Origin of the sequence: Actinoplanes aureus, from assembly GCF_015704865.1 — a bacterium.
Taxonomy (GTDB): Bacteria; Actinomycetota; Actinomycetes; order Mycobacteriales; family Micromonosporaceae; genus Actinoplanes; species Actinoplanes aureus.
This window is the reverse complement of record NZ_JADQTO010000002.1, coordinates 289,955-313,720: the sequence shown is the minus strand read 5'-3', so window position 1 is coordinate 313,720 and position 23,766 is coordinate 289,955. Positions and strand designations below refer to the sequence as shown.

Sequence of the window (23,766 nt, the reverse complement as noted above, 5' to 3'; positions counted from 1 at the left end):
GGTGCGGGTCGGCTTCCCGGTCGGCCCGCACCAGCACCCCCCTCAACGCATCCACCCCCGGATGCACGACAGCCCGGGACCAGTGGTCTCCGGGCTGAAGGCAGAATCCTACCGCCGCCAGTGTGAACAATGATCGACTCAGCGTCAAGGGGCGCCGCTGATCTGCGGGCTGCCGGACTCTGCACTCGCGGCGTCCTACCGCTGGCAACCGGGGCCTTCACCGCCTTTGGGGTCCGAGTGCGCCGTACCCGGCGGCAACTTCGTCTGTTGATCCATTGCCGTGCACGCCAGGTCCGTACCGCTCAGAACCGCGTCGCCAAGGTCCGCGGCTCGCAGGTCCGCGCCGACCAGGTCCGCGGCGGTTAGGTCCGCGCCTCGCAGGTACGCGCCGCGCAGGTCCGCGTTGCTAAGGTCCGCGCCGCTCAAGTCCGCGCCTGGCAGGTACGCGCCGCTCAGGTTCGCGGGACTCAAGACCGCGTCGCTCAAGTCCGCGTCGCTCAAGTCCGTGGCTCGCAGGTCCGCGCCGATCAGATCCGCGGCGCTCAAGTCCGCGAATCGCAATTCCGCGCCGACCAGGTCCGCGCCTCGTAGGTCCGCGCCGACCAGATCCGCGCCTCGCACGTCCGCGCCGACCAGGTCCGCGTCGCTAAGGTCCGCGCCGCTCAGGTCCGCGCCGGACAGGTCCGCGTCGGACAGGTCCGCGTCGCTAAGGTCCGTACTGCGCAGGGCCGTACTGCGCAGGTCGATCTGGCGGAGACCGAGCAGAGTGCCGCTCAGGTTCAGATACCTGTGGCTCTGAGGGGCGAGACGACGGCCCAAGACGGAGATAGCGGCCCTGACATCCTCCGGAGATGTGGGCACGGTCTTTGGGATGGGGTCAGGACGAGGCGCGTGGGTGCGGATGAACGCGCACAATACCTCGATGACCGTGTCTCGGTCGTCGACGGATTCCCGCATAAGTGTTTCTAGCGCGTAGACGCCGCCGAGCCGGATGCTTAGCTTGTCGTCGCCCTCTTGCCCAAGCTGGTCGATCGCCTTGACGAACCGGTCAGCCCGCTGGCCCTTGAGCGCGAGATCCTGCTGCTGTCTGGTGCTGCCTTGTTGCAGACGGTATTGGTCGCGGTTGTAGTCGTTGGTTAGATACAGCCCGACTGCCACGAGCAGGACCGACACAAGGCCGCCGATCGCGGTGCCGCGTTGCCACCGGTCGGGAGTTGCTGCCGTCGTCGGAGGGCGTAGACGCCGGCTGCTCCGAACGTAGGCCGTTGGTCGCCCAAGTTTGGTGCCATCTGACGGGTTTCCGGCGGTCTTCCATCCGGCACGGGCGGCGCGGTAGCGATCCCGAAAGTTCGTCATGACTCATTGGACCGGACAGTGCCAAACGGGGTACATCCACCGAGACGGTACGTGGCGGTAGTTGAGGGCACGACGCCGTGATGTCATGGCAAGCCGTTCGTGGTCCGGCGTGCGCGCTGGCGGCCGCGGTGGGCGTGCCGTTTCGCGCGTTCGATCACCACCGCCTCGCCCAGCAGGTATCGCACCTGGCGGCGGCCTGCCCTGTCCACGGTGCGTACGGCTGTGAGATCGTCCCGTTCGGCCCATCGCCGAACGGTGGCCGCCGTGACGCCATGGCCAATCTGGTCGGCGATCTCGGCCGCTGTCCCCCACCATTCCCCCGCCACCTGGATCACGCGTCGACGCTCCTCAGCACCTCAGCCCTGGGCCACGCGTTGCCGCAGGTGAAGCACTCGATGACCCGTCGATCGAGCGGCGGTGATGTGCGCACGACGAGGCCGGTGGTGTCACATCCCGGGCAGGCGATGCGGGGCACCAGCTGGCGGTCGTGGCCGAGGCGGATGAGCCGGCGGATCCGGCCGTCGATCCGGTCGGCGAGGAGCCGGGTGGCGTCGGCGGCGGCCGGGCTCATGGCGGGGACCGCGGCCTCGATCCTTGCGACCGGGCTGAAGTCGCCCACCGAGGGCAGGTGCTTGGCGACACCGTCCAGCTGATCCAGGACCTCGCCGAGGAGGTCGGCGTACCGGTTGGACCTGGCTAAGCCGAGCGCCAGGATGGCGTCGCCGGTGGGATCGCCGTGGCCGCCGAGGGCTTGCCGGCGGCCCAACGCCGGGCTCTTGAGCGGATCGGCGGCTGCGGCCCGCTCCTCGGTGATCGCTCGGTGCTCTTCGTCGGAGCGGTCATGCAGCGCGTTTAGGGCGATTCGGAGGGACCAGAGAGCGGCGCCAGCACGAAGGTGTACAGGCTGGGCAAGTTGCGCCAGGGCCAATATGTCGTTTTGTTCTGTGAACGTGCACAGTCGATCTCGTTTCTCGACGTTCATGAGGCTTCCTTCACAGGCGCGCGGGCGCAAACCCGGCTTCGGCAGGGGCGAAGCAGTCGCTATGGCGGCGGCCGTACGGACCGCGGCCCCACGTCGATCGATGCCGACGGCAGAACCCACGCGGACCAGGTCGTGGCGGTCATTGCGCGCTGTCCGCACCGGCTGCGTAGGCGCGCCGGATCAGGCCGATCAGTACCTGCGCCGTGGTCGGCCCGGACCCGGCGATCCGCTCGAGGACCCGATCGTCGTGCGCGCCACGGCGGACGCCGGCCGCCTCGCATGCGGCCACCATGTGCGCCAGCGTCGTGTTCCGCAGCAGCCCCTCCGGATCGCCAGGGCGGATCAGCCCGGCGTCGTACAGCTCGCTGATCGCGACCGGCAGCGGCTCCAGGTGCACCTGCTGTTCGGTTTCGTACGGTCCCCAGGTGCCGGCCATCGGCAGCTCGGCGGTGGGCTCGTCCGGGACCAGCTGGCGCAGCGGGCCGAGCACCGCCCTGGCTGCTCGAGCATCCGCGTACGTCTGCGGGGTCTCCCGCGTGCGCGCGGGAGGAACCGAGAACGCGGCCGCCTCGCCGATGAGGGGTTGTGGGTTGTCGGGCAGGAGGCTGTCGATGTCGCGGGTGAGGGTGTGGCGGACGTCGGCCAGGGCCTTCTCGTAGGCGTCGACGGTGGTTTCGCCGGTGTGCCAGGAGTCGATGGTGGCGAGGAGCGTGCCGGTGACGAGGGCGAGTTGGTCGTGGGCGAGGCGGTGGGCGCCTGCTCGGGCTTCGGCGGCTTCGAGGGCGAAGAAGGTGGCGGCGGCGATGTAGGGGCGTCGGCCGGCGGCCGGGTTGTGGGGCTGGAGGTTCAGCACTGGGTCTCCTCGAGGTCGTGGCGGATCTGTCGGGCTCGGGCGGGGGTGATGTACGGGTAGAGCTCGCCGAGGCGGGTGTCGTCATCTGGTGACCGTGGTGGGCTGGCTCGGGCCCAGACGCGGGCGACGGCGGCCTCAGCGGCTGCCTGAGTACGTTTCTCGCCGGGGGTGCGGTGGCGGATCATGACGCTGACCGGATCGGGATCACCGGGGCGAGGGGCTTGGCGGCGACGTCACGGCGGCAGAGGGCGCAGGACGGGGTTCCGTCGGCGCGTCGGCGCGAGGAGAGGCCGTGTTCGCACAGAGCGGGGAGGGGAGAAATCGTGGGGTTCTCATCGGCCTCGTGTGCGCGCGGACCAGTTGCGGCCGTACGAAGGTCTTCATCGGTTGGTCGGTCGTAGTTGTGTCTAGGTCTGTGGTCGGTGGCGGGTGCCTCATGTACCTGCAGGTCAGTGCATGAGGCACCTGCAGGTGGGGTGATGTCGGTACATGAGGCACCTGCAGGTCGGTCGGTGTCGGCCGGTTCTGCAGGTTCATCAGGCACCTGCAGGTCCTTGTTATCGGCCTTGTCTGCGGGTGCTTCCTGCCCCTGCAGGTCGCCCGGGTCGGGACTCTGCGGTTGCCTCTTGTACCGGCCCCGCGTGGCCTCACGGACCCGCTCCACCTCCATCGCGTGCTTGGCCGGAGACCAGACGGTGAGGTCGTCGCGGTCGAGCAGGCTGACGGGGATCGCCAGCTGGTACTCGTCGGCGTGGCCGGGCCGGGCGCCTGCGCGGACGAGGCGGAGCAGGCCAACCTTGGTCAGGTACTGCACGGCTCGCTTGGCGCTGCTGTAGTCGATCTCGCAGTCGACGGCGATGCGCGGCAGGCCAGGGCGGACGCGGGATCCGTCGCTGTCGGCGTAGTCGGCGAGGCGGGCGGCGACCAGCTTGATCCGCGATCCGGCGATGTTGCGGCCGGCGACTTTGACCGTGCCGAACCGGATGCGAGCGAGGACGTCTGTCCACTCACGCACGGATGCGCGGTCCTCGTCGAATTGGTCGCTCAACGGTTCACTCCGTGCTCTTGGTGGTGCGGTCCGGCCCCGGGAAAGTGAGGCCGGACCGCAGGGATTTGCTCAGTCCTGGCGTTCGCCGAGGCGGCGCAGCTGCTCCTCCTGGCCCTCACGGGCGACGGCGTCGGCCTCCGCGACGGCGGCGGGATCGTGCAGGCGGTGCGCCTTGATCAGTCGGCAGCGGCACGTTCCCGGGCTGTCCGGGTCGGCGTCGTACTCGTGCGGCTTGGCCCGCTCGGTCGTGCGGGGACCGTGTTCGACGACGAGGCGACGTGCGGACGTGGCGGTCACTGGGGCCACCACCGGCGGGCAGCGATGTCCTGGCGACGTTCACGCTCCCGGTTCAGGCGGACCCAGGCCCGCCACTGCCCGTCCGAGATCCACCGGTGGGCCCAGATCGGCGGGGTGTGGCGGGGGTTCCAGGCGGTCCGTTCGGCGTACCGGCGCCAGACGAGGTTGCGGCGGTGGAGCTTGCGCATGCTGGTCACCGGGCCGTCTCCGCCAGGTCAAGGCCGAGCATCGCTATGGCCAGCTCGGCCGCCTGCTCCCGCGCGTCGTCGGCGTTGACGCCGCGGGCACGTAGCCGGTCGTACAGCCGATCGGCCAAGGCCTCCGCGTCAATGTCGGCGAGCTGGGTGCGCAGGTCCGCGGGGCCGTCCTTCCCGTCGACCATCAGACCGTCGACGCGCAGGACCGCGTTGACAAGTTTGTCGTGGCTCATCGGGCACCAGTCCCGGCCAGCTCGGCATCCTGCGGCGGCGTGTCCTGCTCGATCCACCGCTCCAGCCGGCCGATCACGGCCCGGACCTCGGCGTCGGTCAAGTCGTTGGTGCTGGCCACGTCTCGCTGGACGGCATCGACCACGTACGCCATCCGCGCGTCGCGTTCGGCCTTGTCGGCCAAGCCGACCTGGCCGAAGAGCGCCATCATGTGGCGGCGGGCCGCGTCGTTGCCCGGATTCTTCGGCAGTACCTCAGCCTTACGCCGCTTCCACGCCTCCTGGAGGTGGTTGCGCTGCTCCACCGTGATCGCCTGCGCATTGGTAGCCGCGCCGATGGCCTTCCATGCCGCTCCGAGCTGGTCCTTGTCGCTCGCGGCGGCGATCTGCTCGGCCAGCTGGTCCGCAGCGGATCCGGCCGCCTGGGTAGCCGACGTCTCTGGCTCACTGGCCGGAGCGTCGTGCTGCGGTTCCGGCTCTCCCTGGACGGGCGCCTCGTCGGCAGGCAGGTCGGCCGGGGCGGCGGCACCGGGCCCGCCGACCAGGGTCCGGTTGACGACCGCCTTGGTCTTGCCGCCGTTGTAAAGCGAGAGGCCGAACTGATCGCCGAGGTTGACCGCGCACCGCTTCAGGCCCTGCGACAGCGCGGTCTTGAGCGCCTGGTCGTGGGCGTCGCCGAGGCTTGGCTGGTTCTGGCTGTCGCCGGATGCGCCATCCTCGTAGACGGCTCCGACACTGCCGTCCGGGTTCTTGATCGTCAGGCGAATCTCAGCGGTGTAGACGACGCTCCAGCGAGACCGGCCGCCCGGGTTGGTCGGCGGGTGCTCGATCTGGGCGACGACCTCCTTCTTCTTGGTCTCGATGTCGAAGCCGCCGAAGCCGAAAATCCGGATGAGGGTGCGGCGGACGTCCCATGCCTCGAGGTGGGACTGCCCGCGCAGCTCGCGGACGCGGAACTGGGGCAACTCCTCGAGGAGCTTGGCGTGCTGCTCAGCGGTCAACTGGAGTCTCATCGCGGCTGTCCCTCCGAATCAAAGCGGGTCGTGGCGGCGGCGCGCATGGCGATCAGCAGCGGGTGGGTGGCGTCCGCCTGTGCCATGGCGGCCTGCGCAGCGGGGCCGGTGCGCATGACAATCGGGGGCCGCTCGCGGAGCAGGCTGGCCATCTCGGCTGCGGCCGCCTCCGGGCTGAGGCACTCACACTCGCCAGGGACGAGACCGCAGCAGGGCTGCACCGGGACGGTGTGAACGCGGAGGTCAGCCACGGGGCACCTCCACCGCGCGGTGCCGCCCCGGGTACGGCCGGGTCGTGTAAACCGCGGTGTCCTCGTCCGGGATGGCCCGATCGGGCTCGGTGTCGGCCGGGCGGGTGGTGATGGTCGGCTCGGTGAACCAGACCAGGACCACGGTGACGAGGGCGCCAGTCAGGAAGAGAAGGGCGATGGCGACCAGGACGCCAGCGGCCACGGCCTGGCCAGCGGAGGAGAAGGCGAACGTCATCGGGCGTCCTCCTGCCGCTCGTGCGCGGGGAGGGCCAGCTGCGCCTCGAGCGCGGCGACCTCCTGGGTGCGCGCCGGGTCGGTGAGGTGCAAGAGGTGCTCGGCGGCGGAGACGTGGCCGCTGAGCTGGTCGATGCGGGCCTTCGCGCGCCGGTAGCGGCGCCGGAAGTCGATTGCGAACGCGCCGGTGATGCCGAGCATCGCGCCGCCGATGATCATGGCGATGATCTCGTCGCGGGTCATGCCTGCTCACCGCCCCCGGCGGTGCTCAGCGCGTTGTTGAGCTGGGTCATGGGAGGATTCCCTTCGTCTGGCGGTCCCGGCGTGCTGGCGAGCTGTGCGGGGCCGCTGGGCGTATTTCTGAGGGCTGGAAGCCCTGGTTAGGCCGTCATGGCAGGCTCAAAGCCCTGCTCGTGGATCTGCCGGACGTTCTCGCGGGAGAAGCGGACGTATCGCTTGCCGAGCCGCGTGAACAGGATCTGGCGGGCGGTGACCGCCTCGTCGACGAAGCTCTTGGGCACTCGAAAGAGCTGGGCCAGTTCTTCCTTGGTGATCAGCTCGAGGTCTTCCATCAGGCCGCCTCGGTCGGGGTGAACAGGTCCTCGACCGAGACGTCGAGAGCGGTCGTGGCGGAGGCGATGAACCGCGTGCCCGGCTTGGTGATGCCGCGTCGGATGCGGCCCAAGGTGGTGTGACTGATGCCGAGGCCGGCGGCTCGCTGCTGGTCGGTCTTCCAGCCCTTGTTGGCCGTCAGCTCGTCGAAGCGTTCGAGCCTTAGGGCGAAGCCGTCATGTTCGTGTGATGGCACGTGCAAGACCGTACCCCTCATGTGCGCGCACGCACAAGGCGGAGATCACGAGGTTCCTGGAGAAGTTTTCCAGTGCTAGTGTGCGTGCATGCACACAGCATTTGCACTGACCAACGTCCGGGCGATAGGCCGTGCCCATGTCAGAGAAGGTCCTGATCCTGATGTGCGTGCGCGCACACGAGTGACAGCACGTGCACAGATACCTAATGTCGTGCACGTGCGCACGATTGAATGGCCGGAGCGGGAAGCCTTCCTGTCCCAGCTCGACCAGCTCAAGGAGCGCCACAGGATCCGCCACGACAGCGCGCTCGCCGAGCTGGCCGGCATCAGCCACACGTCGATCTCAAACTGGCGCAACGGCAAAGCCAGGCCCAGCACGACCGCCATCACTCGGATCGCCTCCGCCACCGAGGAATCGGCCCGCTCGCTGCTCACCGTCGCCGGCCTGATCGAGGGCCAGGACGACGATGCGGATCCGCTTGCAGACCTCGATCCGATCCTGCGTCGGCTGATCGTTCTCTATCGCAACGCAGACCACGATGAGCGGGCCGAGATCGTGTCGACGATCGAACCGTCGATCAATATGGTCGCGTCCCTTCAGGAACTTCGGCGCCAAGCTCTCGGGAAGCGCAGCTCCTAAGCGCGCAATGCGGGGCTAACTGCCCGCCCATCTCATTAGACTTTCGGTTCGCAGGATTGGTCTGTCCAATGTGGATTGAGAAACACGGCCCCACCTGGCGTATTCGTGACGAAGTCGCCGGACGGAAAACCACAATCAAGTCAGGGCTTCCCAACAAGACGGTCGCCGGCAAGGTGTTGGATGGACTTCGCGTTGATCGCGCGCGGGGAAATTTCATCAACCCGCAAGACGGAAAAATCACAATGCGGGAATTCATCGCCGAGTTCTGGCCGAACTACGAGATCGGGCTGAAGCCCTCGAGTAGGCGCACCGAGTGGTCTCGCGTGCGAACGCACATCCTGCGCTGGCTGGGCGATTACCGGCTGGACCAGGTCGATGCGACCGTCGTGAAGGACTGGGTACGGAAGCTGGTCAACGGGACACCCGACCCGGACGACGGCGGTCCGGCCCGGCGTCCGTTGGCGCCCAAGTCCGTACGCAATGCCCACGGCGTTCTGCACAAGATTCTGCAAGGCGCGGTGGAGGCGAAGAAGATTCCAGCCAATCCAGCGCACCGGACGCCCATGCCGCCGCGCGAGGAAATTGAGATGATGTTTCTTACGCCGCCGGAAATTGAGCGCCTGCTAGCGGCGTGTTCGGGGAAGTACGCCCATTGGCGGCCGCTTGTAATGCTGCTCGTTACTACTGGGCTGCGATTCTCGGAAGCCCTTGCTTTGCGCATCGGGAAGGTCGACCTTTTCGCAGGCAAGGTGACGGTCGTTCAGACGGCCTACGAGGCTGGCGGCGGCGAGTACATCTACACGACACCGAAGACGAAGTTCTCCCGGCGGACGGTGCGCATCACCCAGGAACTCGCGCTCGACCTGACGCCACTGGTCGCCGGAAAGCAGCGGGGTGACCTGCTGTTCACGATGCCGAACTCCGACCGGCCGGTGACGCGCAACTTCCGGCAGAGGATCTGGCGCAAGATCTGCGAGCTCGCCGGTCTGACCGGACTCAGGCTTCACGATCTTCGCCACACCGTGGCTTCCCTGCTGATTTCGGCCGGCACGCCGTTGACGGCCGTTCAGCGGATGCTCGGGCACAGCTCGATCAAGGTGACCTCGGACCTTTATGGGCACCTGATGCCGGAGGTGGGGGAGGCGATCGTGCAGACGATCAGCAGCGCCCTTATGGGGAGAGACGTCGTGGGGGGAGCGTGGGGGGTGCCAGCCCTGTCGAACGCAGTTGAATCCTGATCAACTTCGGTCCAATCCTGGCCATGGCCAGGGAGTGAATCCCCTGGTCAGGCCCATTGGTTGGGTTCGAATCACACGCCCTCCGCTCTCTCACGAGCAGCAGAAACCCCCGCTGAACTGCGCAAACGCAGCGCAACGGGGGTCCTGTGTGCTAAGCGCTCGGTCTCACCGCGACCCGCTCGATCTCGCTCGTCGCGACCATCGCGCGACCACGGGCATCGGCAGCGGCTGTGCTGTCGCTGCTGTCGTCGCTGCTCGGCCTCGCTTCGGGCCATCGACGGGCAGCCTCGCTCGGCAACCATGGTGCGCGCCCACGCGACGCCGAAGCCCAGGCCGAGGAAGAGCAGCACAGTAACCACACGCCGCCACGCGATTGGTACCGATGGAGACGCTGAGCCTCAGGCAGACCGCGAACATGACAAACACGAACGCTGTGACCGCGCGCCGAGCCGGACTTTCGATGCCCAGTAGGTCCAGTCACCAAGAGCGGCCAGCCCAAGGCGAGGGCTGAGAAGACGATGAAGAGGCGATTCGCCACCGGATGAAGGCGTTCACGGCTCGTCTCCCACGGCTTCACTGCGCGCTTCGTTGAGTCGCGTGGCACCGCCCTCGAACGTCGCGAGTCGTTCCAGTGACATGCGGTTGAACTCCGCTTGCGCCGCCTCTGCCTCTTCAGCGAGGCCCTGACCGCACCATGCGCTCCTAACTGGATTCCGGGAGACGCCTCGCCGCTCCGGAGAGTGCGAGCTCGACATCTTTCGCGGTCAAGGCCTGGTAGGTGACCGTTCCAGGAATGGCCGTTGCGGCGGTCGCGCGGTGAGCCGGCACGCGGCGGCCAGCCCCGCGCGGCCAGCGCGGCCAGCGCGGCCCAGCGCGGCCAGCGCGGCCCGGCTCGGCTCGGCTCGGTGCAGCCCAGCGCAGCCCCCGGGAGGCGGTGACAGCCATCAGGCAAAGCCGGGTCCGCCTTTTCGGCCTATTTGATCATTCGGCTGTGCGCGAGGGCTGCTTGGCGGCCGTTGAAGCAGCCTTCGCGCATAGCCGGCCCGCAGACCCGCGCCTTGTCGACCACCGAGCTAGCAGCAATGGCTGTCTCGGTGATCCACACCACACCCGCCCATGCCCGGACGGGCAGTCGGCAACCACCCGCTGGCCGCAACCGTCCCCACACACCGCAAGCAGCCACCCCGGCCGCTGGCCAGCAACCACCGGCCGACCGCAACCGGCGCCACACACCGCGAGCAGGCGCCCCGGCCGCTGGCTGGCCGCAAGCGGCCCTGCAAGCCGCAAGCGAATGGCGCCGACGCCGAACGCGTCACGCGGACTCATCGTTCGGGTCCACGCCCTCTTACTCTGCGGGCGGGTTCAGGATCATCTGAGGGCCTACGCCGCGGAGGGCTAGCTGGTCGGAGGGGTTTACCAGGTTGCAGCGTTGCAGCGAGAGGCAGCCGCAGCCGATGCAACCGGTTAGCTGATCGCGGAGCCGCTCCAGCACGGTGATTCGTTCCTGGAGTTTGTGGCGCCACCGCGCGGATAGACGGGACCAGTCTGCCTTTGTGGGTGTCCGGTTCTCCGGCAGGGAGGCCAGCGCGGTGCGGATCTCCTCCAGTGACACCCCTACCTGCTGAGCGATCTTGATGAAGGCCACCCGGCGCAGCTCGGCTCGCTCGTATCGCCGCTGGTTGCCGCTGGTACGGGTGGAGTGGATCAGGCCCTCCCGCTCGTAGAAGCGCAACGCCGAGGGTGCCACGCCGCTGCGGGCGGACAGATCGCCGATGGTCAGCGTCTCCATGCGGACTCCTTGAGCTGAAGTGAACTTTAAGTTGCAGCCTATGCACATGACTGTTGTGACCGCATCGAGACACCCGCTACATCCGCTGCTCAGCCGGATCACCGGCGACGAGAAACACGCGCTCAGCGCGCATTCCACACTGGACGTGCTCTGGGTCCTCTACGACCGTGTGCTGCGAATCACGCCGGAGACCGCGAACGAGCCGGACCGCGACCGGTTCCTGCTCTCCAAGGGTCACGGGCCCGCGGCCTACTACGCGGTGCTGGCCGCCAAGGGTTTCATCCCCGAGGACTGGCTGGACGACCTGGCCGGGTGGGACAGCCGGCTCGGGCACCACCCGGACCGGGTGCTCATCCCCGGCGTCGAAATCGGCACCGGCTCCCTCGGTCACGGCCTCGGCGTCGCGGTCGGCACCGCGCTCGGTCTGCGCGCGCAGGGCTTCCTGGACAGCCGGACGTTCGTGCTGCTCGGCGACGCGGAGCTGGACGAGGGTTCGAACCATGAGGCGATCGCGTACGCGGCCGCGATCCAGCTGCCGCTCACCGCCATCGTGATCGACAACCAGTCGTCGACCCACGGGTGGCCGGGCGGATGGGACGGGGCGCCTACCTGGCCCGGCATCGAGGGCGCCGGAGGCGGCGAGGGCGACCACCTACGCGCCGGGCTGTCCGTCGGGATACCCGCTCGCTTCCCGGGGTGGAGTGTCTCCGTGGTGAACGGGCGCGACCACGACGAGATCGAACGCGCCCTGCGAGTCACCGGCCGGCCGCACCTGGTCGTCGCCGCCGTAGAGACGAAATGAGGCCGGCCATGCGGGAAACCTTCATCGACACCACCACCGACCTGCTCTCCGACGACCCGCGCACCGCGCTGGTGCTCGCGGACATCTCCGCCTCGTCGTTCCGCACGGCTCAGCAGCGGCATCCGGACCGCGTCTTCAATGTCGGCATCCGCGAGCAACTCATGGCCGGGGTGGGCGGTGGGCTGGCGCTCACCGGGCTCCGGCCGATCCTGCATTCGTACGCCCCGTTCCTCGTCGACCGGGCCTACGAGCAGATCAAGCTCGACTTCGCACACCAGGACGTGGGCGCGGTGCTGGTCAGCATCGGAGCCTCGTACGACGCGGCGGAGGAGGGCTACACACACCAGTCGCCCGGCGACGTCGCGCTGCTGGACACGCTCGAAGGGTGGACGGTGCACGTGCCGGGTCACCGGGACGAGGTGCCGGGGCTGTTGCGTGCCGCCGCCCGGCACGACGATCGGGTCTACATCCGGCTTTCGGTGCAGGAGAACAAGGGCCCCTACCCGGACGGCGGGAGCCTGCGTGTGCTGAAGCGGGGCGGGCCGCTGGTGGTCGCGGTCGGTCCGATGCTCGATCCGGTGCTGGAGGCGACCCGGGACCTCGACGTGACGGTGGCCTACACGAACACGCCGCGGCCGTTCGACACCGACGGGTTGCGAGCGCTCGCCGGGGGTGAGGTGGTGCTCGTCGAGCCGTACCTGGCCGGTACGTCGGCGCGGCTGGTGGGCGAGGCGCTGAACGGAATGCCGCACCGGGCGCTGTACCTCGGCGTCGGACGAACCGAGATCCGCCGCTACGGCTCCTGGCGCGACCACGCCCGCGAGCACGGTCTCGACGCGGCCGGCCTACGCAGATCGATCAACGCCTTCCTCGGCGCGAACGACTGAGACACGAACGACTGAGACACGAACGACTGAGACACGAACGACTGAGGCACAAACGACTGAGGCACAAACGACTGAGGCACAAACAATTGAAGCGCGGGCAACAGAGGCACAGGCAACAGAGGCGCGGGCAAGTGAGCGGAGCTGTTACGCCAGAGCGACCGCAGGTGAGGAGCTTCGCGGCTTCCGCACCGGGACGGACACCCGCTCACCACGCCGGCCCTCGAAGACCTGCCGCAGCAACTCCTCGGCATGCCACACCGCGGCCTCGTCACCCAGCCGCATCCGGAATCGTTCGCGCACCCCGTCCATCGCGGTGGCGGACATCTCGACGGCCGGCTTGGCCAGATCGAGCCGCCAGGTCACGTTGCACAGGTGCCGCAGGTTGGCGTTGAGGTGCAGCCGCAAGCGGTGCAGCGGCCGGGTCTCCCGGAGAATCACCAGCCTGCGCTGGGTGAGCAGCAGGTGGTAGTCGCCGGACAGTGGTGCTCCGGGACGGACGCAGCGGGTCACGAGGACCGCGGGGTCGTCCTGGTCGACACAGTTCTGGAATATCGACAGGTGCCGGTTCGCCGTCGGGAGGGAGACCGACCCGGCTTCGGCGGCGATGTGGAACGTACTTGAGAACACGTCCATGTGATGTTTAACGGGAGATGAACGGCGAGGAGGCGGCCGGCCCCTCTGAATATCGAATTACAACAGCCCGGCTGCCATAGTGAACGCATGCAGTGGCGCGTCCGACCGGTCCTGCCGGTCTCCAAGCTGATGGGTGCGGTCGCCATCGTGGTTCTCGCCGCGGCGTTCGCCGAGGGCGACCCGGTGCGCTGGGTCCTGGCCGCGGTCGTCGCGGCCGGCCTCACCGGGTGGGCGTTGCGCGATCTGTTCCTGCCGGTCCGCCTGGCGGCGGACGCCGACGGCGTCACCGTGCTCACCGGCTTCGCCCGGCGCCGGCACCTGCCCTGGTCGCAGATCGAGCGGGTACGGGTGGAACGCACCGTCCGCCGCGGCCTGCGCAGCGAGCTGCTGGAGATCGACGCCGGCGAGACCATCTACCAGTACGGCGCCCACGACCTCGGTGCCCTGCCCGAGGACGTCGCCCTGAAGCTCAGCGACCTGCGCCGCACCGCGGCCCTCTGACGGCGCGCCCTTTCCCGGCGGTCGCGCTGGGGCCGGGAGCGGGCAGCCGGTCGCGCGGGACCGGCGGGACGGTGGGAATCCGGCGGGACGGCCGGCTACGCGTACCGCTAAGTGAGGATCGCCTGGGTGCGCAAGATGGCGGCGGCGATCAGCAGAAGCAGGATTGCGGTAAGGCCGAGCGCCTGCTTGAGCGAGCGGCGCGGCAGGCGTGGGTAGGCCACGGCCGCAGCCGCCGCGGCGCCGGCCACGAGGCCGCCGAGGTGGCCGGCGATCGAGATGTACGGGATGGTGAACGTGAAGATCAGGTTGGTGACCAGCAGCGGCACCATCGGGCCGGGGTCGCGCAGCAGCCGCCGGTTGATCACGATCACCGCGGCGATCAGGCCGAAGGTGGCGGTGGACGCGCCCGCCGAAGGCTGGTTCGGCGCCTGGAAGACGTAGGCCGCGACGTTGCCGCCGAAGCCGGCCAGCAGGTAGACGGCGGCGAAGCGCATCGGGCCGAGCTGAGCCTCCAGATAGCGGCCGAGCTGGGCGACGAGCATCATGTTGAGCAGCAGGTGGACCGCGCCGTAGTGCAGGAACATGGCGGTGGCCAGGCGGTACCACTCGCCTTCGGCGATGCCGTGCACCGCGCCGTCGTAGAACGCGAAGCCGAGCACCTCGCCGAAGTCGGTCAGCGGGGTGCCGGTGCCGAGCAGGCCGAAGAATCCGCCGCCGCCGGCGATCGCGCGCGGGCCGCCGACCACCGCGGAAGCGATCATGACCAGCGAGTTGATCGCGATGATGCCGGTGGTCACGTAGCCGAGCTGGCCGGCGCGACTACCGCCGAAGGCGGTGCGCGCCGGCCGCTGGCTGCGGCGTCCCTCTTTGACACAGTCCGGGCAGTGATGGCCGACCACCGCGTCGTTCATGCAGCTGGTGCAGATCGGACGCTCGCAGCGGCTGCACCGGAGCAGGGTCTCTCGTGACGGATGCCGATAGCACACCGGTGCCGTCGAGGGCGCCTCACTCATGGCACCAAAGGTACCGCTAGCGGTCAGGAACGCTCGATCGTCACCCGCTCGATCACGACGTCCTCACGGGGCCGGTCGCCCGGTCCGGTCGGCGTGTTCGCGATCGAGTCGACGACCTTGGCGGACTGCTCGTCGGCCACCTGGCCGAAGATCGTGTGCCGCCGGTTCAGGTGCGGGGTCGGGCCGACCGTGATGAAGAACTGCGAGCCGTTGGTGCCCGGACCGGCGTTCGCCATGGCGAGCAGGTACGGGCGGTCGAAGAAGAGCTCCGGGTGGAACTCGTCACCGAACTGGTAGCCCGGGCCGCCCCGGCCGGTGCCGGTCGGGTCACCCATCTGCACCATGAAACCGGGGATGACCCGGTGCGAGATGGTGCCGTCGTAGTACGGCCCCTTGCCCGGCTGACCGGTGCGCGGGTCCTTGTACTCCTTGGTGCCCTCGGCCAGTTCCACGAAGTTGCGGACGGTCGCTGGGGCGTGATCCGGGAAGAGCTGAAGCCGGATCGCGCCGTGGTTGGTGTGAAGGGTGGCGTAAATGTTCTCTGCCACGGGTACTCCCGTCTGCGTGATGGGACTGTTCTCGTGCCCTTCGGATCCTCCCCCATGTCGGGGATCCGGCGGCGCGGGGGTACCTGAAGAGGCAACATGGCCTGGGAGAAGACCACAGGAGGTGGGCACTGGTGTTCGCAACGATGCGTCGTCGGAGGCGTAGTACACGGATGCGCAACGAGCTCAACCAGAGCATGGATCACTTCAAGCGCGCGGCGTCCCTGGCGGCTCAGGAGACCAGCGCGACCGTCGGCCCGAAGTTCTACGCCGCCAAGGATCGCGTCCAGCCGGCCGCAACGAAGGCCAAGGACGCCGCCACGAACAGCTGGGACACCGCGCTCGCGGCGCTGACCCCGCTGGCGGGTGCGGCTTCGGAGACCGTCCGGCACACCGGAAAGGTCACCAAGAAGCAGGCGAAGAAGCAGGCCAAGGCCGTCGAGAAGGCGGAGCGTAAGGCCGAGAAGAAGGCTGCCAAGGCCACCGGCCGGCAGAAGAAGGGCCGCACCGGCCGGCTGGCCGGGTACGCACTGCTCGGCACCGCGGTCGGTATGGGTGCCGCCTACTACGCACGTCGCAAGCGGGACGCGCAGTGGGAGGAGTACGACACGACCAGCACGGTCCAGACGGGCGCCGACGACGCGGCGTTCGAACCGATCGAGCCGACGGTCTACACCACGTCCAACGGCACGGTGACCGACCAGACCAAGCCGGGCCCCCGCTAGGGACGGCCCACCGTCACGGCCGCCCGGCCCGGACCGGATCCAGGGCCGGGCCGGCCGGGAGGTACGCGACCAGCTGCGCCGGCACCTGCCGGGGCGACGAGTCCGGATATCCCAGCCGGGCCAGCAGGTCGCGACCGGCCAGCGGATAGCGGTGGCCGGTGTCGGTGACCAGATGCACCGTTCCGCTGCTCGCCGGCGCGTCCGGTGAGGCCGCCGCGACCACGACGGCACCACGGCCACGGGCCACGTGCACCCGGTCGACCCGGGTGGGTCCGGCCGGTACGGCGCCGGGCGGGAAGGACGCGTTCAGGCGTACGCCCGCCTCGCCGCCGGCACCCACGAGGGTGACGCACGCCCGCGCCGGTTCGTCCACGAGCCGGGGCACCCGGGCCGGTAGGCCCGCACCGCCGCTGATCTGCGTCGCCGAGGCGCGCAGCTCGCGGAACTCCGCACCGATGTCCGCCGGCGGTGCCAGCAACCGCGCCTGCGTCTCGGTCACCGGCGCGATGCCGTCCCGCAGCACCACCGCGAACTGGCTCCCGTCGGTCAGCACCTGCCCGGCCCGCCGCCCGCTGATCACCGAGGGGCGGCCGGCGTCGGAGATCACCGGCGCCGCCAGATCCGGGCCGGCCGGGATCGCGTCGGCCCACGCCGCCGCCACCGGCCACGGGCGCCGCCCGTACCAGCCGAGAGCTCGCTGGACCGCGTCCACCCGATCGGCGGCGAGCAGGAAACGCCGGTTCTGGTGCACCAGATGGGTACGCCCGGCCTCGTCCCGGACCAGCAGCCCCAGCTCCGCCGGCGCCGGGTCACCCGGCGGCGTGAACCCGACGAGCAGGGTGCTCCGCCCTCTTTCCGTGCAGACCGACCACCCCCCGGCCAGCAGGTCCTCAGCGGCCGGCAGCGTGTCCGGGGCTCCGGGGATGCCGAGCGGCTCACCCAGCGGCACCTCGGCCAGTTTCTCGGGCCGCACCGTCTTCAGCACCGGCCGCGCGCCACCGGCCAGCAGCAGGCCCGAGGTGTAGTTGAGGATCGGGTGCAGCCGGCCGTCGGCGGGCAGGTAGACGTACCGCGCGCCGGTGCCCTTCTCCAGCAGGACCGCGTCCGGGTCGGTGGCCTCGGTCATGGTGTGGCCGGTGAACAACCCGTACGCCGCGGTGCCGCCGAGCACCAGCGCGGCGACCAGCACCCCGATCAGCGCTGTGGTGCCGGCCCGGCGCATCGGCGAGCGTTGTGGGTCAGGATCGTGGGTGACCAGTGCGGCGACCACGCGCTGCGTCGAAAACTGGTACGAATGCAGCTCATCCTGACGCGACGGCATCACGCCACCTTAGAGCCATCCGTTTCGCCGTAGTGCCCGGTAGAGCAGCACGGTGATCAATGAGAGGACGGCGATCAGGGCCGGGTAGCCGTACTTCCAGTCGGTCTCCGGCATGTAGTCGAAGTTCATGCCGTAGACGCCGGCGAACGCGGTCCAGACCGTGGCGATGGCGGCCCACGACGCGATCTTGCGCATGTCGTTGTTCTGGTCCACGGTCACCTGGGCGAGACGTGCCTGCAGGATCGAGTTGAGCAGGTCGTCGTACGAGGAGACCTGCTCAACCGTGCGGGTGAGGTGGTCCTGCACGTCCCGGAAATAGCGGCGGATCTCCTTCGGCACCACGCCCTGGCTGCCGGTGATCGCCGCCAGCGGCCGCTGCAACGGCACCACCGCCCGGCGGAACTCCACGAGCTCCCGCTTCAGCTGGTAGACCTGCTGGATCGGCGCGCTCCGATCGCGGGAGAAGACGCCCTCCTCGATGGTGTCCAGGTCCGCCTCGACCTGGTCGGCCACATCGAGGTAGTGGTCGACCACCCGGTCGGTGACCGCGTACGCCACCGCCCACGGCCCCTGCTCCAGCAGGACCGCCCGCTGCGACTCCAGATCGGCGCGGACCGGTGCGAGCTCGGAGGCGTCGCCGTGCCGGACGGTGATGACGAACCGCTCGCCGATGAAGATCATCATCTGGCCGGTCTCCACCACCTGGGAGCTCTCGGTCAGCTCCTGGTGCGGCACGTACCGGGTCGTGCGCAGGACCAGGAAGTGCACCGCGCCGAACTGCTCCAGCTTGGGCCGCTGCTCCGCCTTTACCGCGTCCTCCACGGCCAGCTCGTGCAGCCCGTAGGTGCGCGCGATCGCCGCCATCTGCTCCGCCGACGGCTCGTGCAGCCCGAGCCACACGAAGGCTCCGTCCTGACCGCAGGCCTCCTCGAGAGCCCGGTCCGGGGTGAAGTCACCCGGCATCCGCTTGCCGTCGACGTAGACGCCGCAGTCGACCACCGACGTGGTGGTGTGGCCGCGCGAACCGTTCGCCTCGGCGGTCTCCCCGTTGGTGAGAAAGCCGCGCATTCGATCGGCCAAGGCTTTCCCGAGCGGACGGCTGCGGTTCTCGGTCATAAGTCCAACCTCCCCCGGGTACGGCAAACCAATCGAGGCTACCCGGAGGTTCCCGTGCCGACTCATCGCCGGCACGGGAAATGAACCGTCAGCCTCGTACCTCTTCGATGGCGTCGGCGATCCTCCGCACACCCTCGTCGATCTGCCCGACGGTGACCGCCGAGTACGCCAGGCGCAGCGAGTGCCGGCCACCCTCGAGCAGGAAGTCGCTGCCCTTGACCACCGCGACGCCCTTCTTCATGGCCGCCGGGAAGAGCTTGTCGACGTCGATGTCCTCGGGCAGGTCGACCCAGAGGAAGTAACCGCCGTCCGGCTCGGTGAAGGTGGCACCCGGGATGTGCTTGCGGATCGACTCGGCCAGCACCCGGGCCCGTTCGCCCAGCGCCGCGCTGACCGTTTGGACCGACTTCTCGATGTCACCGGAGACGCAGAACTGGTGCACGATCGCCTCGGAGACCATGCCCGGCGAGATGTAGAGGTTGGTGGCCTTCTTCGCGATCGCGTCGATAAGCGCGGCCGGGCCGACCAGGTAGCCGACGCGCACGCCGGGGCAGACCGTCTTGGTGAAGCTGGAGGCGTGCACCACCAGGTTGTCGGTGTCCTGGGAGAGCATCGAGGGCAACGGCTCGCCGCGGAAACGAATGTCCACGTACGGGTCGTCCTCGAAGATGATGAACTCGTACTGAGCGGCGAGGGCGAGCAGCGTCCGGCGCTTCTCCGCGGAGAGGGTGACACCGGCCGGGTTCTGGTAGTTCGGGATGATGTGCGCCAGCTTGGGCCGCACCCCGGACTCGAGCAGGGTGCGCAGCTCGTCGACGTCGATGCCGTCCGGCTGGACCGTCACCTGGTGCACCTTGGCGCCGAGGTTCTGCAGGTTGAGCAGGGTCCGGTCGTACGTCGGCTTCTCCACCACCACGTCGTCACCCGGCTTGACCAGGTGGCCGAAGAGGAACGCGTCCGCCTGGAGCGAACCGTTCGTCACGATGACCTGGTCCGGGGAGACGTTGTGCTTGTCGGCGATCCACTTGCGCAACGGGAGATAGCCGACAGAGGTGCCGTAGGCGGTCACGCCCGCCGGATCGGCGTCGAAGGCGCGGGCGGCGGCGGCCTTCAGGCCCTCCACGTCGACGATGTCCAGCGACGGAGCGCCACGGGCGAAGGAGATCAGCTGCTCAGCGGTCATGCCCAACAGCTTACGAGCAGGCTCTATACGATTTTCGCAGCGGTGCACCGCTATCCTCGCTTGGCACAGCCCCATTTTCGTTGGAAGGAACCACCCCATGATCGGTCTGGTACTCGCCGCCGGCGCCGGGCGCAGGTTGCGCCCGTACACGGACACACTGCCGAAGGCGCTGGTCCCCGTGGACGGGGAGACCACGATCATGGACATCTCGCTGCGCAACCTGGCGGCCGCCGGCCTGCGGAACGTGACGATCGTGGTCGGCTACCGCGCCGGCGCGGTCGAGGAGCGGGTCGCCGGCTTCGAGCAGAAGTACGGCGTCAAGATCTCCCTGGTGCACAACGACAAGGCCGAGGAGTGGAACAACGCGTACTCGCTCTGGCTGGCCCGGGACCACTTCGCGCAGGGCGCGCTGATGGTGAACGGTGACACCGTGCACCCGGTCAGCGTGGAGCACACGCTGCTGGCCAAGCGCGGCCCGAGCATCCTGCTCGCCGTCGACACGGTGAAGAAGCTGGCCGAAGAGGAGATGAAGACCGTCTTCAACACCGACGGCCAGCTCACCAAGATCACGAAGCTGATGGAGCCGGCCGAGGCGTACGGCGAGTACATCGGCGCCAACATCATCGAGGCGTCCGCCGCGTCCGCCCTGGCCGACGCGCTCAAGACGACCTGGGAGCGCAACCCCGACCTGTACTACGAGGACGGCTTCCAGGAGTACGCGAACCGCGGCGGAGAGGTCCGTGCCGCCGAGATCGGCGACCTGCCGTGGGTCGAGGTGGACAACCACGACGACCTCGCGAAGGCCCGGGACATCGCATGCCGCTACTAGCCCGTAGCGTCCAGACCCCGCTGCACATCGAGGTGCGGCGGGGCGCGGTCGCCGACCTCGGCAAGATCCTCGCCGACGGTCGGATCTCCTCCGGCGGCGACGTCGCCGTCGTGGTCGGCCCCGGCCTGGGCGAGCAGATCGTCGAGTTGTTGCGGCCGTCGCTCACGTCCGCCGAGATCTTCGTGACCGGCGGCGGCACCCTGGACGCCGCTCTGGAACTGGCCGGCAAGCTGCGCGCCCGGCACTTCGACGCGGTGGTCGGCATCGGCGGCGGCAAGACCGTCGACACCGCCAAGTACGCGGCCAGCCGCTGGGGCCTGCCGATGGTCTCGGTGGCCACCAGCCTGGCCAACGACGGCATCGCCTCACCGGTGGCCAGCCTGATCAACGACGGGATCAAGGGCTCGTACGGGGTGCACATTCCGTTCGGCGTCGTCGTCGACCTGGACTTCGTGGACAACGGCCCGGACCGGGTGAACCGCGCCGGCATCGGTGACGTGGTGAGCAACATCAGCGCGCTGGCCGACTGGGAGCTGGCTCGCGAGGTGCGCGGCGAGCAGGTGGACGGGCTCGCGGCCTCGCTGTCCCGGATGGGCGCCGAGGCGATCCTCTCCATGCCGGGGGACATGACCGACGACGCGTTCGTCACCACCCTCGCCGAATCGCTGATCTCCAGCGGGCTCGCCATGGCGGTCGCCGGCACCAGCATCCCGTGCAGCGGCGGATGCCACGAGATCATGCACGCCACCGACTCGCTGTACCCGGAGACCGCCTCGCACGGCGAACTGGCCGGGCTCGGTGCGCTGTTCTGCACGTTCCTGCGCGGCGACGAGCGGCGGTTCAAGCAGATGTCCGATTGTCTGGCACGGCACCAGCTGCCGCGTACGCCGTCCGACGTCGGCCTGGACGCCGACCAGTTCGTACGGATCGTCGAGTTCGCGCCGCGGACCCGGCCGGACCGCTACACCATCCTCGAGCACCTGGCCATGACGCCGGACGAGGTCCGGCGCAAGCTTGCCGAGTACGACGATGCAGTCGCAGCCCACTGAGCCCGCGCCCACGGCCGCCGACTACTACTCGGTGAACCGTGGCGGCGGCCTGTTCAGCGAGGGGATCAGCCAGCGGATCGGCGCCCGGATCGCGGTACGGGCGCACAAGCACCGGCTCACCCCGACCGTGCTCACCATCTTCAACCTCGGGCTCGGCTGCCTGACCTCGTTCGTGGTGATCGCCGCGGCCGGCCCGGTGGCCGAGGACCGGATCTGGGCCGCGCCGATCGGCCTGATCGCGCTGATCGGCTGGCAGCTGGCGTACGCGTTCGACTGCTCGGACGGCCAGCTCGCCCGGGTCACCGGCCAGTCCAGCGCGGCCGGCGGCCGTCTCGACGTGCTCTGTGACGTCGCGGTGCAGTCCGCCCTGGTGGCGGCCCTGGCCGCCACCGCCAAGGCGCAGGAGCCGGACACCCCGGCGTGGCTGCTCGCCGCCTTCGCCGCCACCTGGATGGTCAACCTGGTCACCTCGGTGATGCAGGGCGGCGAGCAGGCGTCCAGCATGGTCACCAGCCGGTCGCTGCCGATCCGGCTGGTGAAGCTGGTCCGCGACTACGGCGCGGTGGTCGCACTGGCCGGTGTGGTGCTGACCGTGGCGCCGCAGTGGACGGTCTGGTTCGTCGCGCTGTTCACCCTGATCAACGGCGGTTTCCTGGCCGCCAGCATCGCCTTCACGGGGCGGGCCGCGCTCAGGTCCTGATGGGGACGGCACTGGACGAGCCGAGCACCTGACCGGCCTCGTCCAGCGCCTCCACCACCACGTACTCCGGTGTCCCGGCAATGGTGAGCGTGGTCTCGAACCCGGAGCGATCCGCCACCACCGTGTTCGACAGCGCACCCGGCTGGGTGCCGGACCGGGCCCGCCATCGCCTGACCATGGTGTGCCCGTTCCAGCTCGCGGCGGCGATCACGTTGCCGGCCTCCACCCGCAGACCCAGCGCCGGCTGGTCGTGGGCGACACCGAGCCACTCACCCTTGTACGCGCGGTACGACTGGTTGTCCTCCGGCAGGCGCCCGGCGAACCGGACGGAGCCGTCCGGGCGGTGCTCGGTGAAGTGCGGCTGCTGACCCCAGCCGATGAAGGTCCCGCCGTCCGGCAGTTCGCGGAAGTTGCCCTGGGTCGGCGCCGAAAGCCGCTGCGGGTGCACGTGCTCGGCCTCGAACGTGACCGTCCGAGCCGTCTCGTCGACCCGGAAGATCAGTCCGCGCGAGTACTCGCGTTCGGTGGTGATCCCGGCGCCGTTGTCGAAGATGCTGTAGCTGCCGTCCCGCCGTCGCTGCAGGTCGTGCTGCCAGGAGAAGGTGGAGCGCTCATCGACCCGGAAGTCGGACTTCTTGCCGCCGATCCGCCAGAGGACCTCACCGGTCCGGCGGTGCACCTTGTAGAGCCCCCAGGTGTGCCGGGCGGAGAGCAGCAGGTGCCCGTCGTGGTCCAGGCTGACCGAGTTCGGGTGCAGGTAGTCGTAGGGCAGGTGCGCCGACTCGCCCTGGGGCAGCGGGGCGTACGACTCGTCCAGGCCCACGTGGTCGCGTGCCCGCCACTCGAACACCTTCCGGCCGGTCGCGACGTCGATCTCCTGGAGCACGCCATCGTGCAGCACCCCGTCAGCCGGGCCACCCTTGGCGGTCAGGTCGTACGGCACCGGGTCGTACACCCAGAACAGTGCCGTCCCGGCCGGCGTGAGCACCAGATCGTGCTGATCGGCCTGCTCGGTCCCGGCCGCACGGATCCGGGTGATCTCCCGGTACGTCTGGTCCACGACGACGAACTCGCCCTGTCCGACACCCTGCCCACCGGTTCCCCCGATGGTCCCCTCCCACCAGGTCAGCACCGGGTCCTTCCGGTACCGCTGCACCTTGAAGTCGATGGCGACGGTGGCCGGGTCGGGCACCTTCTTGAACCAGACCGGCGAGCCGTTCTGGTCCACGATCAGCGGCCCGCGCAGCGAGTTCCCGGCGAACGGGGTCAGGAAGACGTATCCGGGCGCCGCGCGGTCGACCGGCGTGGTGATCGTGACGTCGGGCAGACCGTCCAGGTCGGGGCGGGATCGGTACTTGGCGGGTGGTGCGGCAGGCGCCGCCGTCCCGGCCGGCTCGCCCTCCCGGCCGGACCGGCCGAGAAGGAACCCGGCGCCGCCCGCCACCACGGCCGCCGTCGCCGAACCGAGCAGAACCGTGCGGCGCGAGACCCCGGACTGCGAAGCTGATCGATCTGTCACACGCGCG

At 69.2% G+C, this 23,766-nt stretch carries 31 protein-coding genes; 9 read left to right on the top strand and 22 right to left on the bottom strand.

Annotation, left to right across the window (positions count from 1 at the left end; translation table 11 throughout):
• Window positions 1-195: 195 nt before the first annotated feature.
• From I4J89_RS04405 to I4J89_RS04340, 14 genes are all read right to left on the bottom strand, one after another.
• Window positions 196-1,173: a pentapeptide repeat-containing protein gene (locus I4J89_RS04405; RefSeq protein ID WP_309238180.1), complete on the bottom strand. Its 978-nt coding sequence runs from the start codon at window positions 1,171-1,173 to the stop codon at window positions 196-198.
• A gap of 266 nt (window positions 1,174-1,439) precedes the next feature.
• Window positions 1,440-1,691 (bottom strand): hypothetical protein, encoded by a 252-nt coding sequence (locus tag I4J89_RS04400; protein WP_196412510.1) that lies wholly within the window; start codon window positions 1,689-1,691, stop codon window positions 1,440-1,442.
• Window positions 1,688-2,338 (bottom strand): hypothetical protein, encoded by a 651-nt coding sequence (locus tag I4J89_RS04395; protein ID WP_196412509.1) that lies wholly within the window; start codon window positions 2,336-2,338, stop codon window positions 1,688-1,690. Before I4J89_RS04395 ends, I4J89_RS04400 begins: the two co-directional genes overlap by 4 nt.
• Window positions 2,339-2,477: 139 nt before the next feature.
• The gene (locus I4J89_RS04390; RefSeq protein ID WP_196412508.1) at window positions 2,478-3,191 is read right to left on the bottom strand and encodes a hypothetical protein; all 714 of its coding nucleotides are present in this window, start codon (window positions 3,189-3,191) and stop codon (window positions 2,478-2,480) included.
• 181 nt (window positions 3,192-3,372) lie between these two features.
• Window positions 3,373-4,239 carry a hypothetical protein gene (locus I4J89_RS04385; RefSeq protein ID WP_196412507.1) on the bottom strand — a complete coding sequence of 289 codons (867 nt, stop codon included), beginning with the start codon at window positions 4,237-4,239 and terminating at the stop codon, window positions 3,373-3,375.
• A 69-nt stretch (window positions 4,240-4,308) separates the two neighbouring features.
• Window positions 4,309-4,536, bottom strand: coding sequence for a hypothetical protein (locus I4J89_RS04380; protein ID WP_196412506.1), 228 nt, complete (start codon window positions 4,534-4,536; stop codon window positions 4,309-4,311).
• Window positions 4,533-4,724 carry a hypothetical protein gene (locus tag I4J89_RS04375; RefSeq protein ID WP_196412505.1) on the bottom strand — a complete coding sequence of 64 codons (192 nt, stop codon included), beginning with the start codon at window positions 4,722-4,724 and terminating at the stop codon, window positions 4,533-4,535. Before I4J89_RS04375 ends, I4J89_RS04380 begins: the two co-directional genes overlap by 4 nt.
• 5 nt (window positions 4,725-4,729) lie before the next feature.
• On the bottom strand, window positions 4,730-4,966 hold the full coding sequence (locus I4J89_RS04370; RefSeq protein WP_196412504.1) for a hypothetical protein: 237 nt from the start codon (window positions 4,964-4,966) through the stop codon (window positions 4,730-4,732).
• Complete coding sequence (locus I4J89_RS04365) at window positions 4,963-5,976, bottom strand: Rad52/Rad22 family DNA repair protein (protein WP_196412503.1); 1,014 nt, start codon at window positions 5,974-5,976, stop codon at window positions 4,963-4,965. Before I4J89_RS04365 ends, I4J89_RS04370 begins: the two co-directional genes overlap by 4 nt.
• Entirely contained in the window at window positions 5,973-6,227 is a 255-nt protein-coding gene (locus I4J89_RS04360; protein WP_196412502.1) for a hypothetical protein, read from the bottom strand. The genes I4J89_RS04365 and I4J89_RS04360 overlap by 4 nt, the downstream gene beginning before the upstream one ends.
• Window positions 6,220-6,462, bottom strand: a complete 243-nt coding sequence (locus I4J89_RS04355; protein ID WP_196412501.1) for a hypothetical protein — start codon at window positions 6,460-6,462, stop codon at window positions 6,220-6,222. Before I4J89_RS04355 ends, I4J89_RS04360 begins: the two co-directional genes overlap by 8 nt.
• Complete coding sequence (locus I4J89_RS04350; RefSeq protein WP_196412500.1) at window positions 6,459-6,704, bottom strand: hypothetical protein; 246 nt, start codon at window positions 6,702-6,704, stop codon at window positions 6,459-6,461. The genes I4J89_RS04355 and I4J89_RS04350 overlap by 4 nt, the downstream gene beginning before the upstream one ends.
• Before the next feature lie 137 nt (window positions 6,705-6,841).
• On the bottom strand, window positions 6,842-7,033 hold the full coding sequence (locus tag I4J89_RS04345) for an excisionase family DNA-binding protein (RefSeq protein WP_196412499.1): 192 nt from the start codon (window positions 7,031-7,033) through the stop codon (window positions 6,842-6,844).
• Window positions 7,033-7,269: a helix-turn-helix domain-containing protein gene (locus I4J89_RS04340; RefSeq protein ID WP_196412498.1), complete on the bottom strand. Its 237-nt coding sequence runs from the start codon at window positions 7,267-7,269 to the stop codon at window positions 7,033-7,035. Before I4J89_RS04340 ends, I4J89_RS04345 begins: the two co-directional genes overlap by 1 nt.
• A 217-nt stretch (window positions 7,270-7,486) precedes the next feature.
• Between I4J89_RS04340 and I4J89_RS04335 the strand changes: the two genes are divergently transcribed.
• Together I4J89_RS04335 and I4J89_RS04330 are read left to right on the top strand one after the other, a co-directional pair.
• Window positions 7,487-7,909: a helix-turn-helix domain-containing protein gene (locus I4J89_RS04335; RefSeq protein WP_196412497.1), complete on the top strand. Its 423-nt coding sequence runs from the start codon at window positions 7,487-7,489 to the stop codon at window positions 7,907-7,909.
• A 68-nt stretch (window positions 7,910-7,977) separates the two neighbouring features.
• Window positions 7,978-9,147 (top strand): tyrosine-type recombinase/integrase, encoded by a 1,170-nt coding sequence (locus I4J89_RS04330; RefSeq protein WP_196412496.1) that lies wholly within the window; start codon window positions 7,978-7,980, stop codon window positions 9,145-9,147.
• 1,345 nt (window positions 9,148-10,492) lie between these two features.
• On the opposite strand, the gene soxR is transcribed toward I4J89_RS04330, so the two are convergent.
• Entirely contained in the window at window positions 10,493-10,936 is a 444-nt protein-coding gene (gene soxR / locus I4J89_RS04325; RefSeq protein WP_196412495.1) for a redox-sensitive transcriptional activator SoxR, read from the bottom strand.
• A gap of 46 nt (window positions 10,937-10,982) precedes the next feature.
• On the opposite strand from soxR, the gene I4J89_RS04320 reads away from it, so the two are divergent.
• Both I4J89_RS04320 and I4J89_RS04315 read left to right on the top strand, forming a co-directional pair.
• A complete protein-coding gene (locus I4J89_RS04320; protein WP_196412494.1) occupies window positions 10,983-11,738 on the top strand; it encodes a thiamine pyrophosphate-binding protein in 756 nt (251 codons plus the stop codon).
• An 8-nt stretch (window positions 11,739-11,746) separates the two neighbouring features.
• The gene (locus tag I4J89_RS04315; RefSeq protein ID WP_196412493.1) at window positions 11,747-12,625 is read left to right on the top strand and encodes a transketolase family protein; all 879 of its coding nucleotides are present in this window, start codon (window positions 11,747-11,749) and stop codon (window positions 12,623-12,625) included.
• 144 nt (window positions 12,626-12,769) lie between these two features.
• On the opposite strand, the gene I4J89_RS04310 is transcribed toward I4J89_RS04315, so the two are convergent.
• Entirely contained in the window at window positions 12,770-13,258 is a 489-nt protein-coding gene (locus I4J89_RS04310) for a hypothetical protein (RefSeq protein WP_196412492.1), read from the bottom strand.
• Window positions 13,259-13,345: 87 nt separating this feature from the next.
• Here I4J89_RS04310 and I4J89_RS04305 point away from each other — a divergent pair, with 87 nt between their 5' ends.
• Entirely contained in the window at window positions 13,346-13,759 is a 414-nt protein-coding gene (locus tag I4J89_RS04305; RefSeq protein WP_196412491.1) for a PH domain-containing protein, read from the top strand.
• Window positions 13,760-13,866: 107 nt separating this feature from the next.
• Here the strand turns inward: I4J89_RS04305 and I4J89_RS04300 are convergent, their stop codons facing one another.
• Together I4J89_RS04300 and I4J89_RS04295 are read right to left on the bottom strand one after the other, a co-directional pair.
• Entirely contained in the window at window positions 13,867-14,772 is a 906-nt protein-coding gene (locus tag I4J89_RS04300; protein WP_196412490.1) for a rhomboid family intramembrane serine protease, read from the bottom strand.
• Window positions 14,773-14,795: 23 nt separating this feature from the next.
• A complete protein-coding gene (locus I4J89_RS04295; protein ID WP_196412489.1) occupies window positions 14,796-15,320 on the bottom strand; it encodes a peptidylprolyl isomerase in 525 nt (174 codons plus the stop codon).
• Between the two features lie 170 nt (window positions 15,321-15,490).
• On the opposite strand from I4J89_RS04295, the gene I4J89_RS04290 reads away from it, so the two are divergent.
• Window positions 15,491-16,042, top strand: coding sequence for a hypothetical protein (locus tag I4J89_RS04290; RefSeq protein ID WP_196412488.1), 552 nt, complete (start codon window positions 15,491-15,493; stop codon window positions 16,040-16,042).
• A 13-nt stretch (window positions 16,043-16,055) separates the two neighbouring features.
• Here I4J89_RS04290 and eccB read toward each other — a convergent pair whose 3' ends face one another.
• The 3 genes from eccB to I4J89_RS04275 all read right to left on the bottom strand — a co-directional run bounded on the left by eccB (window position 16,056) and on the right by I4J89_RS04275 (window position 19,662).
• Window positions 16,056-17,363 (bottom strand): type VII secretion protein EccB, encoded by a 1,308-nt coding sequence (eccB, locus tag I4J89_RS04285; protein ID WP_196412487.1) that lies wholly within the window; start codon window positions 17,361-17,363, stop codon window positions 16,056-16,058.
• Window positions 17,364-17,372: 9 nt separating this feature from the next.
• Window positions 17,373-18,479: a magnesium and cobalt transport protein CorA gene (locus tag I4J89_RS04280; RefSeq protein ID WP_196412486.1), complete on the bottom strand. Its 1,107-nt coding sequence runs from the start codon at window positions 18,477-18,479 to the stop codon at window positions 17,373-17,375.
• An 88-nt stretch (window positions 18,480-18,567) separates the two neighbouring features.
• Window positions 18,568-19,662, bottom strand: a complete 1,095-nt coding sequence (locus I4J89_RS04275) for an aminotransferase-like domain-containing protein (RefSeq protein WP_196412485.1) — start codon at window positions 19,660-19,662, stop codon at window positions 18,568-18,570.
• Window positions 19,663-19,759: 97 nt separating this feature from the next.
• Here I4J89_RS04275 and I4J89_RS04270 point away from each other — a divergent pair, with 97 nt between their 5' ends.
• Genes I4J89_RS04270 through I4J89_RS04260 form a run of 3 tightly spaced genes read left to right on the top strand, consistent with a single transcriptional unit; the run spans window position 19,760 to window position 22,240 of the window.
• Window positions 19,760-20,491 carry a phosphocholine cytidylyltransferase family protein gene (locus tag I4J89_RS04270; protein WP_196412484.1) on the top strand — a complete coding sequence of 244 codons (732 nt, stop codon included), beginning with the start codon at window positions 19,760-19,762 and terminating at the stop codon, window positions 20,489-20,491.
• The gene (locus tag I4J89_RS04265) at window positions 20,479-21,540 is read left to right on the top strand and encodes an iron-containing alcohol dehydrogenase family protein (protein WP_196412483.1); all 1,062 of its coding nucleotides are present in this window, start codon (window positions 20,479-20,481) and stop codon (window positions 21,538-21,540) included. The genes I4J89_RS04270 and I4J89_RS04265 overlap by 13 nt, the downstream gene beginning before the upstream one ends.
• Window positions 21,521-22,240, top strand: coding sequence for a CDP-alcohol phosphatidyltransferase family protein (locus I4J89_RS04260; protein ID WP_196412482.1), 720 nt, complete (start codon window positions 21,521-21,523; stop codon window positions 22,238-22,240). The genes I4J89_RS04265 and I4J89_RS04260 overlap by 20 nt, the downstream gene beginning before the upstream one ends.
• Here I4J89_RS04260 and I4J89_RS04255 read toward each other — a convergent pair.
• Window positions 22,230-23,759 (bottom strand): arylsulfotransferase family protein, encoded by a 1,530-nt coding sequence (locus I4J89_RS04255; RefSeq protein ID WP_309238179.1) that lies wholly within the window; start codon window positions 23,757-23,759, stop codon window positions 22,230-22,232. The two genes, I4J89_RS04260 and I4J89_RS04255, sit on opposite strands and share 11 nt — an antisense overlap.
• Between the last annotated feature and the right edge of the window lie 7 nt (window positions 23,760-23,766).